Source organism: Bacillota bacterium (assembly GCA_036504675.1).
Lineage (GTDB): Bacteria > Bacillota > Sulfobacillia > JAJYWN01 > JAJZPE01 > DASXUT01.
Window position 1 is genome coordinate 30,723 of record DASXUT010000159.1, and the last position, 16,765, is coordinate 47,487.

Sequence of the window (16,765 nt, forward strand, 5' to 3'; positions counted from 1 at the left end):
GCTTCCAGGAGGATGTGAACAGGAGGACGGCCGGGAACCGTTAAGGTGACACCAGTGCAGATTTGATCTTGGCCTTGAGGGACTCCGCCGGCAGAGTCTCGGCACGAACTTCATTCGTGGCCGCTCCTGAGGCATCTATGAGATACTTGCCTTGATCGGCATGAAGGTTTCCACCGGTCCAACTCTTAAAAGCCCCTGTTGGCTTGTAGAGAGGGACAAGCACCTGCTCTCCCTCCTTGAACTCGGCTTCGCCGGCGTAGATAATGGTATGGCCACCTGCTTTGCCGCCCAACTGGGCGAATGTCACAATCTCTCCGGGTTTGACATTCCCTTTGAAGACCTCCGTCACCTCGAGGAGGACGGGGGTGTAGATTCCCATATCCGCCTCGGCTTGGCCCAGAGTCGGTGGCGAGCTGATGACTGCAGGGCCCAACTTCTTGACCGTTCCGATTACCACTGTATCAGCAGATTGAAAAGCGCGGTCAAAGGGGCCAGGATCCTTGAGGGAACCGACTATAGTGGTCTTGCCGGTCTCACCCGGACCCTTCCCCGCTGCTGGCAAGCCCATGACGCCAAAGTACAACGCCCCGAGAGTCGCCAGCAGCACCGTGGAAAGGGCGATTTTCCACGTTCTTGACACCGAGATCCACCTCTGTAGTTCAGACCCCACGGCCTGGGCCCATAGATGTAGCGGATGCCGTTTATGTCGTCCTGATCAAGGCTACGCCTGACTTCTTCGCGACGATCAAGGCGGAGCTGATTGAGGGGTGGACCTGGCCGACGCGGGCCGAGGCGACGCAGGCAATCTTCGAATGGATCGAGGTCTTCTACAACCGTCGCCGGCTACACTCCGGCCTCGGTTACTTGTCCCCCACGGAATACGAAGAACGGGTTCGAGCAGAGAAGGTAGCGTAGGGAGAACCAAGCACAAACCTGTCTACGAAACCGGGTCAAGACCACACCCAGAGAGTCGCCCATTGGTCGGTCCCCCCCCGGAAGCTGAACCTTCATTCCGAAAGGGAGCCATTCCGCTTCGAAATGGTCTCCGTTCTCGTCGCTGACCTGCTTTAGCGTGGTATCTGGGACATTCTGGGCCAATACCCGGCTGAAGGTCATCCCGGAATCCGGAGGTTCATCAGTCCTAACGTCAGATCGACCTGGTCTGCTGTCTCCACGGGCTCAGGGGTGGCGGGGTCCGCAATCTCCGAAGCCGCGCCCACGGAGAATGTCGACAGGAGCACGATCCGGATGATCAGAATCCCAACCAATCGACTTCTTCTCATGCTTTCCTACCTCCCCTTTGAGTTGCCGTTGGGCAGGGTATTGCGGCCCTTCCTAGGGTGTTTAGCCAAGGATGGCCCGAGGGCATGCCATATTATCCTTTGTCTTCCATGATTTGACTAATAAATATATGTCACCTGCCGCGAGGGCCCCTGTCACTGCTCAAAAGTGTTAGACAATTGTCGACACCGTTCGTGCCCAACCCTTGAAGTCCCCTATGCGGTGGGCAAGCCACTCGCCTTCCCCCCACCCCCGCCGAATTCTTTCCCACGGAAAGGACTTTCGACCTTCAGGCCGAATTACAATTTTCAAACATCAAAAGAAGAACGCTTTGCGGCGTTCTTCTTTGCCCATCAAGGAGCTGTTGGCCGCCAGACTCCGCCAGCCGGACGGCAGCTGAGGTTGGGGAGGGACTAGCATGGACTGGCCGGTCGAGCCATATGTCATCCCCGGCGAACGGGCCGCCGCCCTCATGGGCTCACTGGCCCTGGCGTGGGACGGGCAGTGGTTCCTGAAGGCCATCGAGGAGTTCGGGCTGGAGGCGGCGATGCGGCTCAACTCCAGGGTCCGGGTAGCCTTCGGTCGAATCGAGATGAGGGAAACTCTCAAGGCGCTCGACAAGAAGCGCGCCGATGACCTCGCCGACGCCCTGCGCATAGTGATGACCTATGGGCGACTGATGATGAACGACCGCCTCGAGTCCACCGGCTCGCTGGCCGGTGATGAAGCGCAGATCGAGGTGACCCGCTGCTACGTCGCGGAGAACGCCAAGCGGGCCAACCTCGGCCGCTTCGACCAGGCCTGCCTGGCCTGCCCGGAGCTGTGGCAGGCGTGGCTGGGCACCCTCCTGCCGGGCCGCCAGGTCGACATCGAGACCCTCGCCCAGATCGGGCGGGGCGACGGCCGCTGCGCGATGACCGTCCGCATCGCTCCGGCCGGCCCCTAGCTGCGCGGCGTCGGGCGGAGGGCCCGGATATGCCGGCAATAGCAGTTGTCGCACAGGGTGAGCTGGAAGAAGCCCATGTCCCGGACGGCCTTCCTGTTCACCGGGCGCTTGCAGTAGTTGCAGTACAGAAGCTGGATGACCTTGCCCTTGTTCGCCTTGTCCGTCGTGTCCATCAGTAGTGGCTTCCCTTCCCCGACCTAGTTTGGCTGACAAGGAGGGGTTTTTATGTCCCGGGTGATGGTCATTGACGTCGACCCCGGCCGCCTGGAGGCCGACCTGCGGGCGGCCGTCGAGAAGATCTTCGACCGTTTCCAGGTCCGGCTGGCCGGCAAGAAGGTCCTCGTTAAACCGAACATCCTGGCCGGGCTGCCCCCGGAGATGGGGGTGACGACCAACCCGGCGGTGGTCGGGGCCATCGTCGACGCCTGCCTGGCCCAGGGGGCCGAGGTCAGCGTGGGCGACAACCCCGGCGGGGTCGATCGCAACTCCCAGAGCACGGCCCGGGCGTGCGGCATCTATCAGGCTTCGCGGGGCCACTTCAAGAGCCTCTCTGAGCGGGTGGTCGAGGTCCCGACCAAGTCGCGTTTCGTCCCCTCCTTCCCTATCAGCAAGGCCGTTCTGGACGCCGACTACCTGATCAACGTCCCCTGCTTCAAGACCCACACCCTGACGACCATCACCGGAGCGGTCAAGAACTGCTTCGGCTGGATCGCCGGCGGCTACAAGGCCAGGCTCCACCTGGCCGCGCCCAGCCGCAACCGATTCCAAGAGCTGTTGATGGATATCTACCAGATAAGGGTGCCGGACCTCAACATCGTGGACGGCCTGCTGGCCATGGAGGGCAACGGCCCGACCCACGGCCAGGTCAGGCCGCTTGGCAAGCTGCTGGCTTCCGACGACGCGGTGGCCCTCGACGCGACGATGTGCCGGATGATCGGGGTCGACCCGGCCGGACTGAAGCTCTTCCAGATCGCCGCCGACCGCGGCCTGGGTCGCTGGGCCGAGAGTGACGTCGAGGTCGAGGGGAGCTTCGCGGTCATCCCCGACTTCAAGAAGCCGACCGATTTCTCCGTCAGCCCGACCGAACAGGTCTCCCTGCTCCAGGACATCGGGACGACGGTCCCCGCGGTCAAGGAGGAGTCCTGCGCCCTGTGCGGGGACTGCGAGACCAACTGCCCGGCCAAGGCGATCACGATGAATCCGTATCCGGTCGTCGACCCGCGGAAGTGCATCGCCTGCTTCTGTTGCGCCGAGCTGTGCGTCGAGGGGGCCATGGAGGTGCCCTCCGGCCGGCTGCCGGAGAAGTTCGACCAGATGTTCCGCTAAAATAGACCGGGAGGGAGGTCACCGGACGTGGCCGCCATCGCTGAACAGGTTGCGGTGTTTCGCGGGGTCTGGGACGGTCGTCGGGCCTACCTGGCCGACACCGACCGCTTCAAGACGGCCGGCTATCGGGGGACGGTCGGCTACTTCTGCACCTACACCCCTGAGGAGCTGATCCTGGCCGCGGGCTTCCACCCGGTGCGGATCCTGGCCGAGCCGGGCCCGGCGGGACCAGTAGACGGTTATATACAGAGTTTCGCCTGCTCCTTCGCCCGGTCTTGCCTCGACCGGGCCCTCCGCGGCGAATACGAAGACCTTGAAGGGGTGGTCTTCACGGCCACCTGCGACTCCCTGCGCAACGTGGCCGAGGCCTGGCGGCGTTACGTGCCGCAGGGCTTCTTCCATTTCATGAACTTCCCGGCCCGCCTGGACGCCCCGGGGGTGGAGGCCTTCGCCGCCACGGAGCTGGCCGGGCTGGCCGCGGCCCTGGGAGGCGACCACGGGATCGAAGCCGCCAGGCTGCCCGAGTCGGCCGCCCTGATGGCCGAGATCCGTTCGCTGCTGGCCCAACTCTGGGAATACCGGGCGACCTGGCCACGACCGCCCCTGAGCGGGACCGACAGCCTGGCCGTCTTCCTGGCCGGGCTGGTCATGGAGCGGCGTGACTACCGCGACCACCTGGCCCGGCTGGTCCGGACCATCGAGGAGCCGGGCCGGGAGGGGGTCCCCGAGACCAAGCCCGCCCCAATCCGTCTGGCCGTGAGCGGCGGTGTCATCGAGGACCCACGGACTCTCGAGCTGATCGAAATGACCGGCGCGACGCTCGTGGCCGATGACCTCTGCACGGGCACCCGCGACTTCACCTTCGGCGACCGGCCCGGCGGAACCGCCTCAGGCAGCGGCGCCGTCGCCCAGCCGACCCCGACGACCATCCCGCAACTAGCCCACCACTACCTCTCGAAGATCCCCTGCCCGACCAAGCATCCCATCGACCGACGGGCGGCCCACCTCCTCGACGTGGTCCGCCGCAGCCGGGCGGCGGGGGTCGTCTTCCTGCTTCAAAAGTTCTGTGAGACCCACGCCTTCGATCAGCCCTATCTGGCCTCGCTCCTCAGCGCCCAGGGCCTGCCCGCCCTGGTCCTCGAGATTGAACAGGGCGGCCTGGTCGAGGGGCAAGCGGCCACCCGTCTGGGGGCTTTCCTGGAGATGATCGCCGGCCGGCGCGAGGTCGCCGCCGGCTCGGGGGGTGCCGAGGGATGACTAAGCTTGATGGCGCTGACGGCGTGGCGAAGGCGGCCGGCCGACTGAAGGCCGACGCCGAACTGAAGAAGCTGATGGCCCGCTACTACCAAGGGGTCTTCTGGGCCAAGCGGGTCCGCCGGCCGATCGCCTGGATCACCAGTGGCACCCCGGTCGAGCCGCTCTACGCGATGGGCATCGTCCCCGTCTACCCCGAGAACTACGGGGCCATCCTCGGCTCGCGCAAGGTCGCCGCAGAGTTCTGCGAGATCGCCGAAGGGGCCGGCTACTCCCACGACCTCTGCTCCTATGCCCGTGGCAGCATCGGCTCGATGATGGCCGACCGCGGGCCGCTGGGCGGCCGGGGCCTCCCCGCCCCGGACCTCCTCATCAGCACCAAGAACATCTGCAACGTCGTGGTCAAGTGGTGGGAGGTGATCGCCCGCCACTATGGCAAACCGCTATTCGTCCTGGACGTCCCCTACGTCGCCGAGGAGCCGGCCACTCCCCACCAGTTGGCCTACGTCCGCGGCCAGCTGGAGGAGATGATCGCCTTCCTCGAGCGGCACACTCACCGCCGGTTGTCGATGTCCCGTCTGGTCCCGGTGCTCAAACGGTCGACCGAGACGGTCGCCCTGTGGGAGCGGGTCCAGGCCTGTCGCCGGGCCAGCCCTAGCCCGGCCAGCGCCCTCGACATGTTCACCAACATGTTCCCCATCGTCACCCTCCGGGGTACCGAGGACGCCGTCCGCTACTATCGCATGTTGGCGGAGGAACTCGACGAGCGGGTCCGGCGGCACGAGGGCCCGGTCCCCGACGAGCGCTTCCGACTGGTCTGGGACAACATCGCCATCTGGCACAACTTCCGGCTGGTTAAGTACTTCCATGAGCGCGGCGCGGTCTTCGTCGGGGAGACCTACACCAACGCCTGGGGGGCCTACGAGTTCTCGCCCGAGGACTACCGCGACCCGCTGGCGGCAATGGCCCGCCAGTACTCGTCGGTCCTCCTCAACGTGGGGCCGGCGGTCCGCCTGGCCCGGCTGGTCAAGATGTGCCGCGACTACCGGGCCGACGGCGTCGTCTTCCACTCCAACCGGAGCTGCAAGACATACTCGCTGAGCCAGTACATCCTGGCCCGGGGGATTCAGGAGCAGCTTGGCCGGCCGACCCTGTTCATCGAGGCCGACATGACCGACCCGCGGGCTTACGCCGATGCGGCGGTCAAGACGCGCGTCGACGCCTACCTGGAGATCCTCGACGGGCGCCGGGCCGACGACGCCGGCGGGGTAGCGGGGACAGGCGCGGGCCGCGCGAGCGCCGCCGGGGGCACCGTCTGATGCTCGGCCTGGGGGTCGACATCGGGTCGATGACCACCAAGGCGGCCGCCGTCGACGGCGACCGCCTGTTGGCCTCGGTCATCCTGCCCACCGGGAGCCGTCCGGCCGAAGCCGCCAGGCAGGCCTACGAAGGGGTGATCGGCCGGCTGGGAGCGGAGCCCACCGCCCCCACCGCCGGGTCCCCCCCGCCGACGGTGGCCACCGGCTACGGTCGGGTGACGGCCCCCTTCCCCGCCCTGGCCGTCACTGAGATCACCTGCCACGCCGTGGGCGCCCATTGGTACTTCCCCGGCGTCGGGCTGGTCATCGACATCGGCGGTCAGGATTCGAAGACCATCCGGGTCGGCCCGGGCGGCGCCGTCCTCGACTTCGCCATGAATGACAAGTGCGCCGCCGGCACCGGGCGCTTCCTCGAGGTCATGGCCAGGGCCCTCGACGTCGAACTGGACCAGCTGGCCGACTACGCCGCCAGGGCCCGGACGCCGACCCAGATCTCCAACCTCTGCACGGTCTTCGCCGAGTCCGAAGTGATCTCGCACCTGTCCCGGGGCGTCCCCAAGGAGGAGATCATCGCCGGGCTGCACAAGGCCATCGCCAACCGGGTCTACGGGCTGGTCGTCAGGGTCGGGGCCAAGCCCGAGCATGTTTTCACCGGCGGCGTCGCCCGCAATCAGGGCGTCGCTCGCGAGTTGCAGGCTCTGCTCGGCGGCCCGCTGGCCATCCCGCCCGATCCGCAGATCGTCGGCGCCGTCGGCGCGGCGGTCATCGCCGCCAAGCGAGCGAAGGCTTGACGGTCGTCAAGGACTCCTCGGCGTTCGACCCTCCTTCGTCGCTCTTGCCACTTCCTCAAGTATCTGATATCTTTAACTGAAAGAGGGCGACCTGACCCAGTCAACAGGGCAAAACCCCGAGGTGAACCGGATGACCTTGACGCGATGGGTTGAAAGCGCCTTCAGCCGCCGGCCTCCGGCGGCTTATCGTCATCTTTCAGGTCCCGCTGAAAAAACGGGCTTGGCGCCTTCTGCGGTTTCGGCACCTTCGGCGGCTTCCGCGCCGCCGGCGCCGGCGGCCATCGGACGAGGCCTGCCGACCGGCAGCCGCGTCATCGTCGTCGGCGGCGGCATCGCCGGGAGCGGCTTCGCCCGGCAGCTGGCCCGGTTGTCCAAGGAGGCCGGGCGTCCCGTTCACGTCACCCTGCTCAGCAGCACCGCCTGCAACTACTGCGGCGGCCTCCTGACCCGCGTTTCCCGCGGGACCCTCGAGGGCCTTCTCGACTACCCCATCCACGACGAGCTAATCCTGGGCCAGGTCGATGAGGCCGTCTATGTGACCCCGGCCGGCGAGGTCCCGGTCCCCATCGGCTTCCCCATCTTCTCCATCCTCCGCACCGACAAGTTCGGCTACCCGGGCTTCGACGACACCTTCCGGGAGGAACTGGTCTCGGCTCGCGCCCACGGCCCCGCCGGGGCCACGGGCTGCTCGGCCTGTCCGTTGGTCCCCCCCGGCGATTCGCCCTCCACCTGCCCCGCGGCCTGCCCCTCCCATGGCTGCACGGGCTGCCCGATCGCCGACCCGACCGCGGCCACGACGGTGTCCGCCGACCCGCTCAGCCAGATCGAGCTGATCGAGCCGGCGGTCATCACCAAGGTCGAGCGACCCAGCGAGACGACCGGAGAGGAAGCCCCCTCGACGGCCGGCCCCACCCGCCCCTGGCGGGTCTTTTACCACAGCTACGAGCAGAGCCTCGGGTTCATCCCCCACCACGTCGACGGCGACGTCCTCGTCCTGGCCACCGGGCTGAGGAGCCTCAACAGCAAGCTCCTCAAGGAATTCTCCCGCGAGTACGGGTACGTCCCCCCGCCGCTGATGGACGCCAGCGTCACCGAGATCGACTCGACGGCGGCCACCTATGACCGCCTGGAAGGGCGGATGCTGATCCTCGACAACGTCATTCCCGGGCTCCTGGCGGCCATCATCCCCAAGCGCCCCGGCTGGCTGACCATGACCTCGCTGGGCCGCGTCCTCACTCGCGAGGACATCGACCACATCTTCGCCCATCCGTCGGTCCGGCGTTACCTCGAGCTGCCCGAACCCACCGAACATCTCCGGTGCCACGCCATCTGCCCGGCGATGGTCTACACCGGCCCGGCGGCAGACTTCTACGGTGACGGCTGGCTCTGCATCGGCGACCTGACCGGACACGGCCGGGTGCTCAAGGACGGCTATTTCGGGGCCCTCTACGGCGCCCACCTGGCCGCCGTGACCCTGGTCGAACGCGGAGCCGGCCGCGACGTCCTGGCCCGCTACTTTGACCGACCGCTGCGGCCTTTTGTGGCCGACAACCGGGTCGGGATGTTCCTCTTCCACCTCGATCAACGGCTGATGCGGACCGGCTGGTTCCCACGGCTGCTCACGACGGCGGCCGAAAAAGAAGGCCCGCCCGAGACCTACGGTGGTCCCGTGCGGGCGGCTATCAGGGGTCTGGCCACGGGCGAGATCTCCTACCGCTGGATGCTCGCCTTCTTCGCGGCCGGACTTATCCGCTTCCTCGTTATTTGGCCCTTCCGGGCCCTGGCCCGACTGTTCGCGGGCCGCGGGGCGGCTCGAGGCATAAGCCGCGGGGCGGATCGTGGGCTGGGCCGCGGCCGGTCGCCGACCCCGCCTTCGGCCTAGAAGAGAGGGTCCCGCGGGCCTAGAAGTAAAGGTCGCGCGTGCCTTCCTCGATCTGCTTGAGGCGCTCCTCGGTCCGCTGCCTGGTCAGCGGGTTCTTGATCTCGCCGAGGTGCCGCCGGATGGTCTCCTCGCCGACCCGGCGGGTCTCGGGCGAGGCGTAGTCGAGGAGGTATTCCTTGAAGGTCAGGATGGCGTTGGGCTGGCAGACGTTCTGGATCTGGCCGCTCTTGGCCAGGGGCATGAACCGGTCGCCGGTCCGACCCTTGCGGTAGCAGGCCGTGCAGTAGCTGGGCAGATATCCGCCGGCGCAGAGGTTCTGCAAGATCTCGTCCGGACTGCGGTGGTCCTCCACCGTGAACTGAGGCGAACCTTCCTCGGCCGCCCCTCCGGCGGTCTTTTCGTGTTCTTGCCTATAGGCCCCGACGCCGGTGCACGACCCGGCGCTGATCTGGGAGATCCCGAGGCCGATCGCCTCGTCACGGAAGCCCGGCTTCTCGCGGGTCGAAAGGATCATCCCGGTGTAAGGGACGGCCAGCCGGATGATGGCGACCACCTTGCGGAAATCGTCGTCGGAGACCAGGTGGGGGTAGTCCTCGAGGGACATCCCGGTGGCCGGGCGCAGGCGCGGCATGGAGATGGTGTGCGGGCCGACGCCGAAGGTCTGGTCGAGGTGGCGGGCGTGGAGGATGACCGCCATGACCTCGAACTTGTAGTCGTAGAGCCCGAAGAGTGGCCCGATGCCGACGTCGTCGATGCCCGCCGAGAGGGCCCGGTCCATCGCCCCGAGGTGGTACTCGTAACTGGCCTTGGGCCCGGCGGGATGCATGTACTCGTAGGTCGGCCGGTGGTAGGTCTCCTGGAAGAGGATATAGGTGCCGATCTTGGCCGCCTTCAGGCGACGGTAATCTTCGGGGGTGGTCGCCGCGACGTTCACGTTGACCCGGCGAATGCTGCCGCGCTCGAACCTGACTGAGTAGATCGTCTCGAGGACTTCGAGGACGTAGTCCAGCGGGCAGTTCTTCGGGTCCTCGCCGGTCTCGAGGGCCAATCGCTTGTGGCCCATGGACTCGAGGACGCGGACCTCCTCCCTGACCTCATCCATGGTCAGGCGGCGCCGGGGGATCTTGTTCTCCCGATGGTAGCCGCAGTATCGGCAGTTGTTGACGCAGAAGTTGCTCACGTAGAGCGGGGCGAAGAGGACGATCCGCTTGCCGTAGATCTTCTCCTTGATCTCCCTGGCCGCGGCGAAGATCTCCTGGAGCAGGTCCGGGTCCTCCACCTGCAGGAGCCGGGCGACCTCGGAAGGCTCGAGGCCTTCGGCCCGGCGGGCCTTGGCGACGATCTCCCTGACGGCCCCCCGGTCGACGCGGGAAGCCTTCTCCAGTTCCTCCTCGACGTACCGGTGGTCGATGAAGTCGGCCCGGGACTGCCCGGGGGCGATGATCGACGGACCTCCCGACTTCGACAGCGGCTCGCTCAACGAGACCATCTCCTCTGTGGTTGTTAGCGGGACGGTGTGACCGCCGACTTGACCATGACCCCGGCGACGTTGCCGAGCTTGCCGGACATCGCCCCAATCTCGTCCGTGGTCCCGTCGACGATCAAAGCGATGACCGAAAGCCCCTTCTCGCGGTAGGGGATGCCCATTCGACCGACGATGACCTCGGCGTGCTCACCCAGGATCTCGTTGACTCGGCGGGCGGCTTTCTCCCGGTCGGTGATGACGACGCCGACCACCCCGATGCGCCGATCCATCCCGTGACCCTCCTTCAAGGATTTCGGAAAAATCAAAGGCCTGTCGCGAACGCGCGACAGGCCCGGGCCGGCATGGCTGACGGAACAAACGGCGCCGGTCCCTTGCCCTCAGGCGTTCGCCCTCGACTCGGGTACGGTCCTCGATTTGGCCCCTCCGGGAAGGCGACGATGCCGCCCGCCCGTCAGGACCCTATTCTGCACCCGTGAAAGCCTTCTAGCCGCGGCGATTGTGCAGGCTTTCACGATTCCAAATACATTATAATCCGGCGGCTCACGAAAGTAAACCGCCGGAGTGGCCAAATCATCGATTGCCCTTCACCAGGCGTCCTCGAAGTGGAAGTCACCGAGGTCATAGTCATCATCATCGTCTTCCAGGACGGCCGCGCCGCCAGGACTGACCTTGCCGTTGCGCTGCGTCGAGGGGACCGGCTTGGCCAGGGCCGGCCGTTGCTTCGGCCGTCCGTCGGGCCCACTCTTCCGGCGGGCGCCGGCCGAGGTCTGCTCGCCACCACCGGCGGCCGACCCCTGCTCGCCCTGGCGCAGCCTCTTGGGGATCATCTTCTTCTGGTCGATCAACCAGATGGCCAGGATCAAGGCAACCACGGTGATTCCGGCGGCCGCCAGGTAGGTCTGGAGCTTGCCGACCTTGACCCCCATGGCGAAAGCCGGCGGTCCGATGGCCACGCCGAAGAAGCGGACCGTCCCGTAGAGGGCCGTGACGATCCCCCGCTTCTCGGGGGTGGTGCAGCTGGTGACCATGGTGTTGACGGGCGGCAGGACCAACCCGCCGCCGATGCCCAGCAAGGCCAGGACGGCGATGACCGGAACGGGCTTGGTCAGGAAGGCCACCAGGGCCATGGAGATGGCGGTGAGGATCAACCCGACGACGACCGAGATCTTGAGTAGCTTGGTTATCTGCTTTTGAAGCAGGGTGCCGCTGATGTAACTGGTGACCGCCAGGGCCAGGACGGGAATAGCGATGATCAGGCCCTTGACCACTCCCTTGAGGCCATAGCGGTCCTCGAAGACGTCCGAGAAGTGGCTGAGGACGCCGAAGAGGAGCAGGAGGACGAGGCTGCCGGCCAGGAAGCAGCCGGCCAGCGAGGCCCCTTTCTTGGCGAAGACCTGGCCGAGCCCGCGGAAGTAGGCCTTGGGCGAGATCTTCTGGGCCTTCTTGTTGCTCGGTTCGCGGACGAGGAAGAGGACCAGGAGGGCGGCCGGCACGGCCGCCACGGAGTACACGAAGAAGGGCATGTACCAGGCGATCAAGCCCACGGCGGCCCCGGCGATCGGGCTGATCACCTTGCCGAGGCCGTTGGAGGCCTCCAGGGCCCCGAGGGCCTTCGTCCGCTCCTTGCTGGTGAAGATGTCGCCGGTCAGGGCCATGGCCAATTGGTAGGTCCCGCCGGCGCCGATGCCCTGAATCACCCGCCCGGCCAGAATCAGGCCGTAAGCCTCCTTCTTGAGGAACAGGGCGGCCAGGCCGGCGATGAACCCGCCGGCCGCATAGGTGAAAAGGGCCGGGACGATGATGGTCTTCCGGCCCACGCGGTCGGACAGAAAGCCGGTGAAGGGGATGACGATCCCGGCCGGCAGGGAGAATAGCGTGATGAGCAGGCCGGCGTTGAGGGTGCTGGTCTTGAGGGCCGACTTTAGGGCCGGCAGGACCGGGATGAGCATTGAGTTGCCGAGGACCATGATGAAGGGGACGGTGCAAAGGGCGATCAACTGGGTCCGTGTCGCGGCCTTCAAAGATCGTTTACCCCCATCCCTGAATGAACCCCGGCCAGCTAAAAAGGCCGGAACGGACGAAGCTAGCTTGCCCTTCGGTTTTGCGGGCGATACCGCCGGCAGATCTGGCGCGGTCATCGGCGCACTCCCCACGGGGAGATCCAGTTGCAGCACCGGGGGACGCCGCAAAAATGAGACCCTGAGGGCAAGAGGCACCTCAGGGTCTCTCATTTTCGACCGTCGGCCGGCCGACTGACACCCCATCCGTCTCAGGTTCCCGGCCAGGAGCGGCGGACCTACCGCCTGGGTCAATCGAGCGGCGAAAAGGCTCCAGCGGAATCCCGCTGATTCAGCGGAAACTCCGGACACCCGCGGCACTGGCCCACGGAGGGCAGGATTTCGTCGGGCCCCCGTGCAGCCCCGAGCTCCGGGTCGGTCGCCGGCGGAATCCCATAGGCCTCGAGACCGCAGAACGAAACCCACCCGTAAATGGACTGGTACTCGCTACGATGCCGGCACAAGGATGGCATCCCCTTTCCCGATCCGCCCTTCAGTCCTCTTGCCCGCCAAACTGACTGCAGTAAGTATTATTCGGCACGAGCAGCGTCTGTTCCTCTAATCTTTAGAAAATTCAATCCCATGGGCGTCTGGGCGGCCGAGGGGCATCCGGCGGGGGCCGCCAATACAATGAAGAATGGCAGGACCCTCGAGTCCTGCCATCACGAACGGTCATCCCAGGGGGGAATCCGCCCATGACCACCGTCACCATCGGAACCCTGCTGGCCCTGGTGGGGGTGCTCCTGGCCGTCACCCTCAGACTGACGCGGGTCGGACCGACTCCGGCCCCCGAGCCGCCACCCCTGCCACCCGAACCGACCCCAGGACCGAGCCCGGGGCCCACCCCGGCGCCCCCGCTTCCGAGGACCTACACCATCGACAGCGACCTTCGGCCGCCGGGCGGCGTCACCGCGCCTGAGCTGGACGCGTTCTTCCGCGGCTACCCCTTGGAGGGCCTGGGCCGGTCGTTTGTCGCGGCGGAAGCGAAGTACGCCTTGAACGCCGTCTACCTGTCGGCTCACGCGGCCTGGGAGAGCGACTACGGGCGCAGCAAGATCGCCCGGGACAAAGATAACCTCTTCGGCTACGGCGCTTCCGGCCCGGACCCCTACGCCAACGCCAGGACATTCCCGAATTTCGAGGCCTGCATCGACTTCGTGGCCGGCTACGTCGCCCGGGCCTACCTGGACCCGGCCGGTCAGTTCTACGGCGGGGCGCCGTCCCTGCGGGGAATGAACGTCAACTACGCCACCGATCAGAACTGGAAGAACGGCATCGCGGCCCTGATGAACGAAATCGCCCGGCCCGCCCCGCGGGCTCAGGTCACCAAGAGCTCGGCTTCACCGGTCAGGATCTTCTCCCCTCGCTGATTGAAGCACTCGGTGCTGAGGGTCAGGCGGCGTTTCTCGGCATTGACCGCGGTCACCTCGGCGACTATGGTAACCGTGTCGCCCATGGTCACCGGGCGCAGGAACCTGGCATCCTGCCGCAGATAGACGCCACCGGGTCCGGGCAGCCTCATCCCCAGGGGGGCGGAGACCAGCGCCGCGGTCAACATCCCGTGGCCGATCCGCCCCCCGAAGCGGGTCTTGGCCGCGTAGTCCTGGCTCAGATGGATCGGGCTGTAGTCCCCGGTCAGGCGGGCGAAGGCTTCGATGTCCTCGGCCGTGATGCGGCGGTGATAGACCGTCTTCTGCCCGACGGCGAAGTCGGTCATCGGGCGAGGCTCGATGGGCGGCGCGGACCCCCGGCCGACTTCCTCGGCGAACTCGGTGACCAGCCGGACGACCTCGTCCGGCTTTTCGATTTGGGGGGAGTGCCCGCAGCCCTCGACGAAGGCCAGCCGGGACCGGGGGATGGCCTCGGCGGTCCGGACCATCGGGGCCCGCGGAATGAGCCGGTCCTCGGTCCCGACGATGACCAGGGTCGGCCGGCTCAGGGCATGCAGCCGGCCGAAGACGGCGAACCCCTCCATGGTCACCACGTTATCGGTGAAGACGTGCTGGTCGGCCGCGGCCGCGTCGGCCACCACCAGCCGGAAGAAGTCGTCCCGAGGCGCCGTGGGCATCGCCCTGGAGACGGCTTCGGCCAGCAACTCCGGGTCCTCCTTGAGATGGAAGAAGGCCTCCCGGCCGAGGCGTCCGAACCTCAGCCCGTCGGCCGGCACCGGGTCGACCAGGACCAGCGCCTGGACATCGTCGGGGTGCTCCAGGGCGTAGGTCATGGCCACGGCTCCGCCCAGCGAGTGACCGACCAAGATGAAGGAGCCGGGCCGGGTGGACTCCACCAGCCGCCCCAGGTCGGCCGCATATTGGTTGATGGCGTAACCCGCCGCCGGATGCGAGCTGCGGCCACAGCCCCGCAGGTCTGGGGCGATGACCCGCCACCCCGCGGGGAGTCTGGATAGGAACGGGCGCCACCAAGCCGACGAGGCCAGGTCGCCATGGATCAGGACGAGGGTGACGGCCGGGCGACCGGCCCCGGGGGCCGTGTCCGACACCGTCTTGGCGGCCGGTCCCACGGACGGGGTGGTCTCATCCAGGTAATGCAGCACGAAGTCGGAGAGCGTCAGGTCCGGCACCGGTCAGCACCTCCGGGAGTTGGCTTTCCCTTTCACCATTCGGCGTCTGGCGACCTTACCCTTTTGTCCGCTCGACCGGGCCTTCGCCCGGCCGGCTGGCTATGGGTTTCCGCATCGGCGGGCAGAATAGGACCGTATCTTCGGATTGCCTGCAGAAAGCAACCGCTGTCCGCGGAATGAGGAGGGCGAACCTTTGACCAATCGAGCTCTCAAGGCCGTCCTGGCCGTCCTCGGTCTCCTTTTCCTGGCCTGGCTGGTGGTGGGCTGGCCGGCCGGGATGTGGGGCCCGGGCGCCGCCGGCCGATTTGGAATGCACCCGATGGCCCGCTGGATGATGGGCTACGGCTGGGCCGGATGGCGCGGCGGGGCCTGGGCGCTGGCCTTCATGTTCCTCTGCTGGGCCCTCGTGATCGCCGGGGCCTACCTAGTCATCCGCTGGCTCTTGGCCCAGAGCCGGGTGGCCACCCGACCCGGACAGGCCGACCAAGCCCTGGCCATCCTCCGCGAGCGCTACGCGCGGGGCGAGGTTGGCGAGGAAGAGTATGACCGGGTCAGGCAAAACCTCGAGGGGGGTGGTCGACCGTGAGCGAGCCAAGGGCGGCTTCCCCCCGCCGCAACCGGTTCCCGACCCTCGCCCTGGCCCTCATCCTCGTCGGCCTGGCCGGTATCGGGCTGTTCCGCTTCTACACGACCCGCTACTATCGTCCCCTGGGCAGCGCCTCCGGCATCGGCCGGGACGGCTACTACGGGTGGCCGATGGGTCCCGGCGCCGGCGGGCGGGGCTGGGGGCTGGCCACCGGCAAGGACATCGGCACGGACGCCGCCCGTAAGGCGACCACCGACTTCCTGGCCACTCTGAACAACCCCGACCTGACGGCCACCGAGCTCTGGAAGTTCAAGGGCACACCGTACTATGCGGTGGTGACCGAAAAGAGCACCGGTCGGGGAGCCTTCGAAATCCTCGTCGACCGGGCCGGCGGCCGGGTCTATCCGGAGATGGGGCCGAACATAATGTGGAACCTCAAGTATGGCACCGCCTGGGACTATGGGATGCAGCGGATGATGGGCTCGGGGATGATGGGACCGGGTCAGGGCAACTACGGCTTGATCGGCCCCGGGGGCCCGTTGGGTTCGGGCGGGACGTTGCCGGGGACGGGGGCCGGCGGGACGGGCGCCGGCGCGGCGGCGGGCAACGACGGGGCGACGATGACCGTGTCCGAGGCCGATGCCAGGACCAGGGGCGACTCCTTCCTGAAAGCCAACGCCAGTGGCTTCACCCTTGGTCCGAAGGCCCTGGCCTTCTATGGCTATTACAACTTCACCGTCCTGAGCGGCGGAAAGCCTTACGGCATCCTGAGCGTCAACGGGTTCAGCGGCCAGGTCTGGTTCCACGCCTGGCACGGTCCGGCCGAGGGGGTCGTCCCGGTGACCTGAGCCCGGCGGACGAACGGGGAATGCAAGCGACCCGGACCAAGAGCGGTCCGGGTCGCGGCGTTATTGGAGGGTTTGACGGAGGCTCTGGCTCCGGCTCCGGCTCCGGCTCCGGCTCCGGCTCTGGTTCTGCCTCTGGCCCCGGGTCTCAGATCGCCAGAGCGAGGACGATGACCCCGATCAGGATGATCAGCCAGGCGCTGAGGGCCTCGCCATGCCGCTCGAGAAATTCCAACCGCACCGCTCCCAGGCCTAGCAGGGATAGCCAGACGGCCGTCAGCATTGCTCCAATGGTGACGACGGCCCAGGCGGCCACCGCCCCGAGGGAGGTGAAGACGCCCCAGGTGCTGGCGGCGATGAAGATGGGAATGGATTCGGCGCACGGCCGGGCCCCGAGGAGGGCTCCAAGGC

Annotated in this window: 16 protein-coding genes and 1 pseudogene; 10 read left to right on the forward strand and 7 right to left on the reverse strand. The window is 66.8% G+C overall.

The window, feature by feature from the left end; genetic code table 11:
• Positions 1–40: 40 nt before the first annotated feature.
• Positions 41–640 carry a hypothetical protein gene (locus VGL40_12405; protein HEY3316063.1) on the reverse strand — a complete coding sequence of 200 codons (600 nt, stop codon included), beginning with the start codon at positions 638–640 and terminating at the stop codon, positions 41–43.
• A gap of 92 nt (positions 641–732) precedes the next feature.
• Here VGL40_12405 and VGL40_12410 point away from each other — a divergent pair.
• Positions 733–915: pseudogene (locus VGL40_12410) on the forward strand (IS3 family transposase).
• Between the two features lie 784 nt (positions 916–1,699).
• A complete protein-coding gene (locus VGL40_12415; protein ID HEY3316064.1) occupies positions 1,700–2,227 on the forward strand; it encodes a hypothetical protein in 528 nt (175 codons plus the stop codon).
• Here the strand turns inward: VGL40_12415 and VGL40_12420 are convergent.
• Positions 2,224–2,400 carry a hypothetical protein gene (locus tag VGL40_12420; GenBank protein HEY3316065.1) on the reverse strand — a complete coding sequence of 59 codons (177 nt, stop codon included), beginning with the start codon at positions 2,398–2,400 and terminating at the stop codon, positions 2,224–2,226. The two genes, VGL40_12415 and VGL40_12420, sit on opposite strands and share 4 nt — an antisense overlap.
• Positions 2,401–2,452: 52 nt before the next feature.
• Here VGL40_12420 and VGL40_12425 point away from each other — a divergent pair, with 52 nt between their 5' ends.
• The 5 genes from VGL40_12425 to VGL40_12445 all read left to right on the forward strand — a co-directional run bounded on the left by VGL40_12425 (position 2,453) and on the right by VGL40_12445 (position 8,799).
• The gene (locus VGL40_12425; protein ID HEY3316066.1) at positions 2,453–3,553 is read left to right on the forward strand and encodes a DUF362 domain-containing protein; all 1,101 of its coding nucleotides are present in this window, start codon (positions 2,453–2,455) and stop codon (positions 3,551–3,553) included.
• Positions 3,554–3,580: 27 nt separating this feature from the next.
• Positions 3,581–4,810: a 2-hydroxyacyl-CoA dehydratase family protein gene (locus VGL40_12430; protein ID HEY3316067.1), complete on the forward strand. Its 1,230-nt coding sequence runs from the start codon at positions 3,581–3,583 to the stop codon at positions 4,808–4,810.
• On the forward strand, positions 4,807–6,126 hold the full coding sequence (locus VGL40_12435; GenBank protein ID HEY3316068.1) for a 2-hydroxyacyl-CoA dehydratase family protein: 1,320 nt from the start codon (positions 4,807–4,809) through the stop codon (positions 6,124–6,126). Before VGL40_12430 ends, VGL40_12435 begins: the two co-directional genes overlap by 4 nt.
• Positions 6,126–6,917: an acyl-CoA dehydratase activase gene (locus tag VGL40_12440; protein HEY3316069.1), complete on the forward strand. Its 792-nt coding sequence runs from the start codon at positions 6,126–6,128 to the stop codon at positions 6,915–6,917. Before VGL40_12435 ends, VGL40_12440 begins: the two co-directional genes overlap by 1 nt.
• A 220-nt stretch (positions 6,918–7,137) precedes the next feature.
• Positions 7,138–8,799, forward strand: coding sequence for a hypothetical protein (locus tag VGL40_12445; GenBank protein ID HEY3316070.1), 1,662 nt, complete (start codon positions 7,138–7,140; stop codon positions 8,797–8,799).
• A gap of 19 nt (positions 8,800–8,818) precedes the next feature.
• Here the strand turns inward: VGL40_12445 and hydG are convergent, their stop codons facing one another.
• The 3 genes from hydG to VGL40_12460 all read right to left on the reverse strand — a co-directional run bounded on the left by hydG (position 8,819) and on the right by VGL40_12460 (position 12,306).
• Entirely contained in the window at positions 8,819–10,210 is a 1,392-nt protein-coding gene (hydG, locus tag VGL40_12450) for a [FeFe] hydrogenase H-cluster radical SAM maturase HydG (GenBank protein ID HEY3316071.1), read from the reverse strand.
• A gap of 92 nt (positions 10,211–10,302) precedes the next feature.
• Complete coding sequence (locus VGL40_12455; GenBank protein ID HEY3316072.1) at positions 10,303–10,554, reverse strand: TM1266 family iron-only hydrogenase system putative regulator; 252 nt, start codon at positions 10,552–10,554, stop codon at positions 10,303–10,305.
• A gap of 315 nt (positions 10,555–10,869) precedes the next feature.
• The gene (locus VGL40_12460; protein HEY3316073.1) at positions 10,870–12,306 is read right to left on the reverse strand and encodes an MFS transporter; all 1,437 of its coding nucleotides are present in this window, start codon (positions 12,304–12,306) and stop codon (positions 10,870–10,872) included.
• A gap of 731 nt (positions 12,307–13,037) precedes the next feature.
• Between VGL40_12460 and VGL40_12465 the strand changes: the two genes are divergently transcribed.
• A complete protein-coding gene (locus tag VGL40_12465) occupies positions 13,038–13,712 on the forward strand; it encodes a glucosaminidase domain-containing protein (GenBank protein ID HEY3316074.1) in 675 nt (224 codons plus the stop codon).
• On the opposite strand, the gene VGL40_12470 is transcribed toward VGL40_12465, so the two are convergent.
• Complete coding sequence (locus tag VGL40_12470; protein HEY3316075.1) at positions 13,661–14,923, reverse strand: alpha/beta fold hydrolase; 1,263 nt, start codon at positions 14,921–14,923, stop codon at positions 13,661–13,663. The two genes, VGL40_12465 and VGL40_12470, sit on opposite strands and share 52 nt — an antisense overlap.
• Before the next feature lie 193 nt (positions 14,924–15,116).
• On the opposite strand from VGL40_12470, the gene VGL40_12475 reads away from it, so the two are divergent.
• The gene (locus VGL40_12475) at positions 15,117–15,509 is read left to right on the forward strand and encodes an SHOCT domain-containing protein (GenBank protein ID HEY3316076.1); all 393 of its coding nucleotides are present in this window, start codon (positions 15,117–15,119) and stop codon (positions 15,507–15,509) included.
• A complete protein-coding gene (locus tag VGL40_12480) occupies positions 15,506–16,357 on the forward strand; it encodes a hypothetical protein (GenBank protein HEY3316077.1) in 852 nt (283 codons plus the stop codon). The genes VGL40_12475 and VGL40_12480 overlap by 4 nt, the downstream gene beginning before the upstream one ends.
• Before the next feature lie 145 nt (positions 16,358–16,502).
• Here VGL40_12480 and VGL40_12485 read toward each other — a convergent pair.
• On the reverse strand, positions 16,503–16,765 hold a 263-nt coding region (locus VGL40_12485), incomplete at its 5' end, for a hypothetical protein (protein ID HEY3316078.1).

Excerpts from the sequence above, each read along its gene's own strand:
- VGL40_12455 (HEY3316072.1), bottom strand. The coding sequence starts at position 10,554 with ATGGATCGGCGCATCGGGGTGGTCGGCGTCGTCATCACCGACCGGGAG.
- VGL40_12465 (HEY3316074.1), top strand. The coding sequence starts at position 13,038 with ATGACCACCGTCACCATCGGAACCCTGCTGGCCCTGGTGGGGGTGCTC.
- VGL40_12435 (HEY3316068.1), top strand. The coding sequence starts at position 4,807 with ATGACTAAGCTTGATGGCGCTGACGGCGTGGCGAAGGCGGCCGGCCGA.
- VGL40_12415 (HEY3316064.1), top strand. The coding sequence starts at position 1,700 with ATGGACTGGCCGGTCGAGCCATATGTCATCCCCGGCGAACGGGCCGCC.
- VGL40_12440 (HEY3316069.1), top strand. The coding sequence starts at position 6,126 with ATGCTCGGCCTGGGGGTCGACATCGGGTCGATGACCACCAAGGCGGCC.
- VGL40_12425 (HEY3316066.1), top strand. The coding sequence starts at position 2,453 with ATGTCCCGGGTGATGGTCATTGACGTCGACCCCGGCCGCCTGGAGGCC.
- VGL40_12420 (HEY3316065.1), bottom strand. The coding sequence starts at position 2,400 with ATGGACACGACGGACAAGGCGAACAAGGGCAAGGTCATCCAGCTTCTG.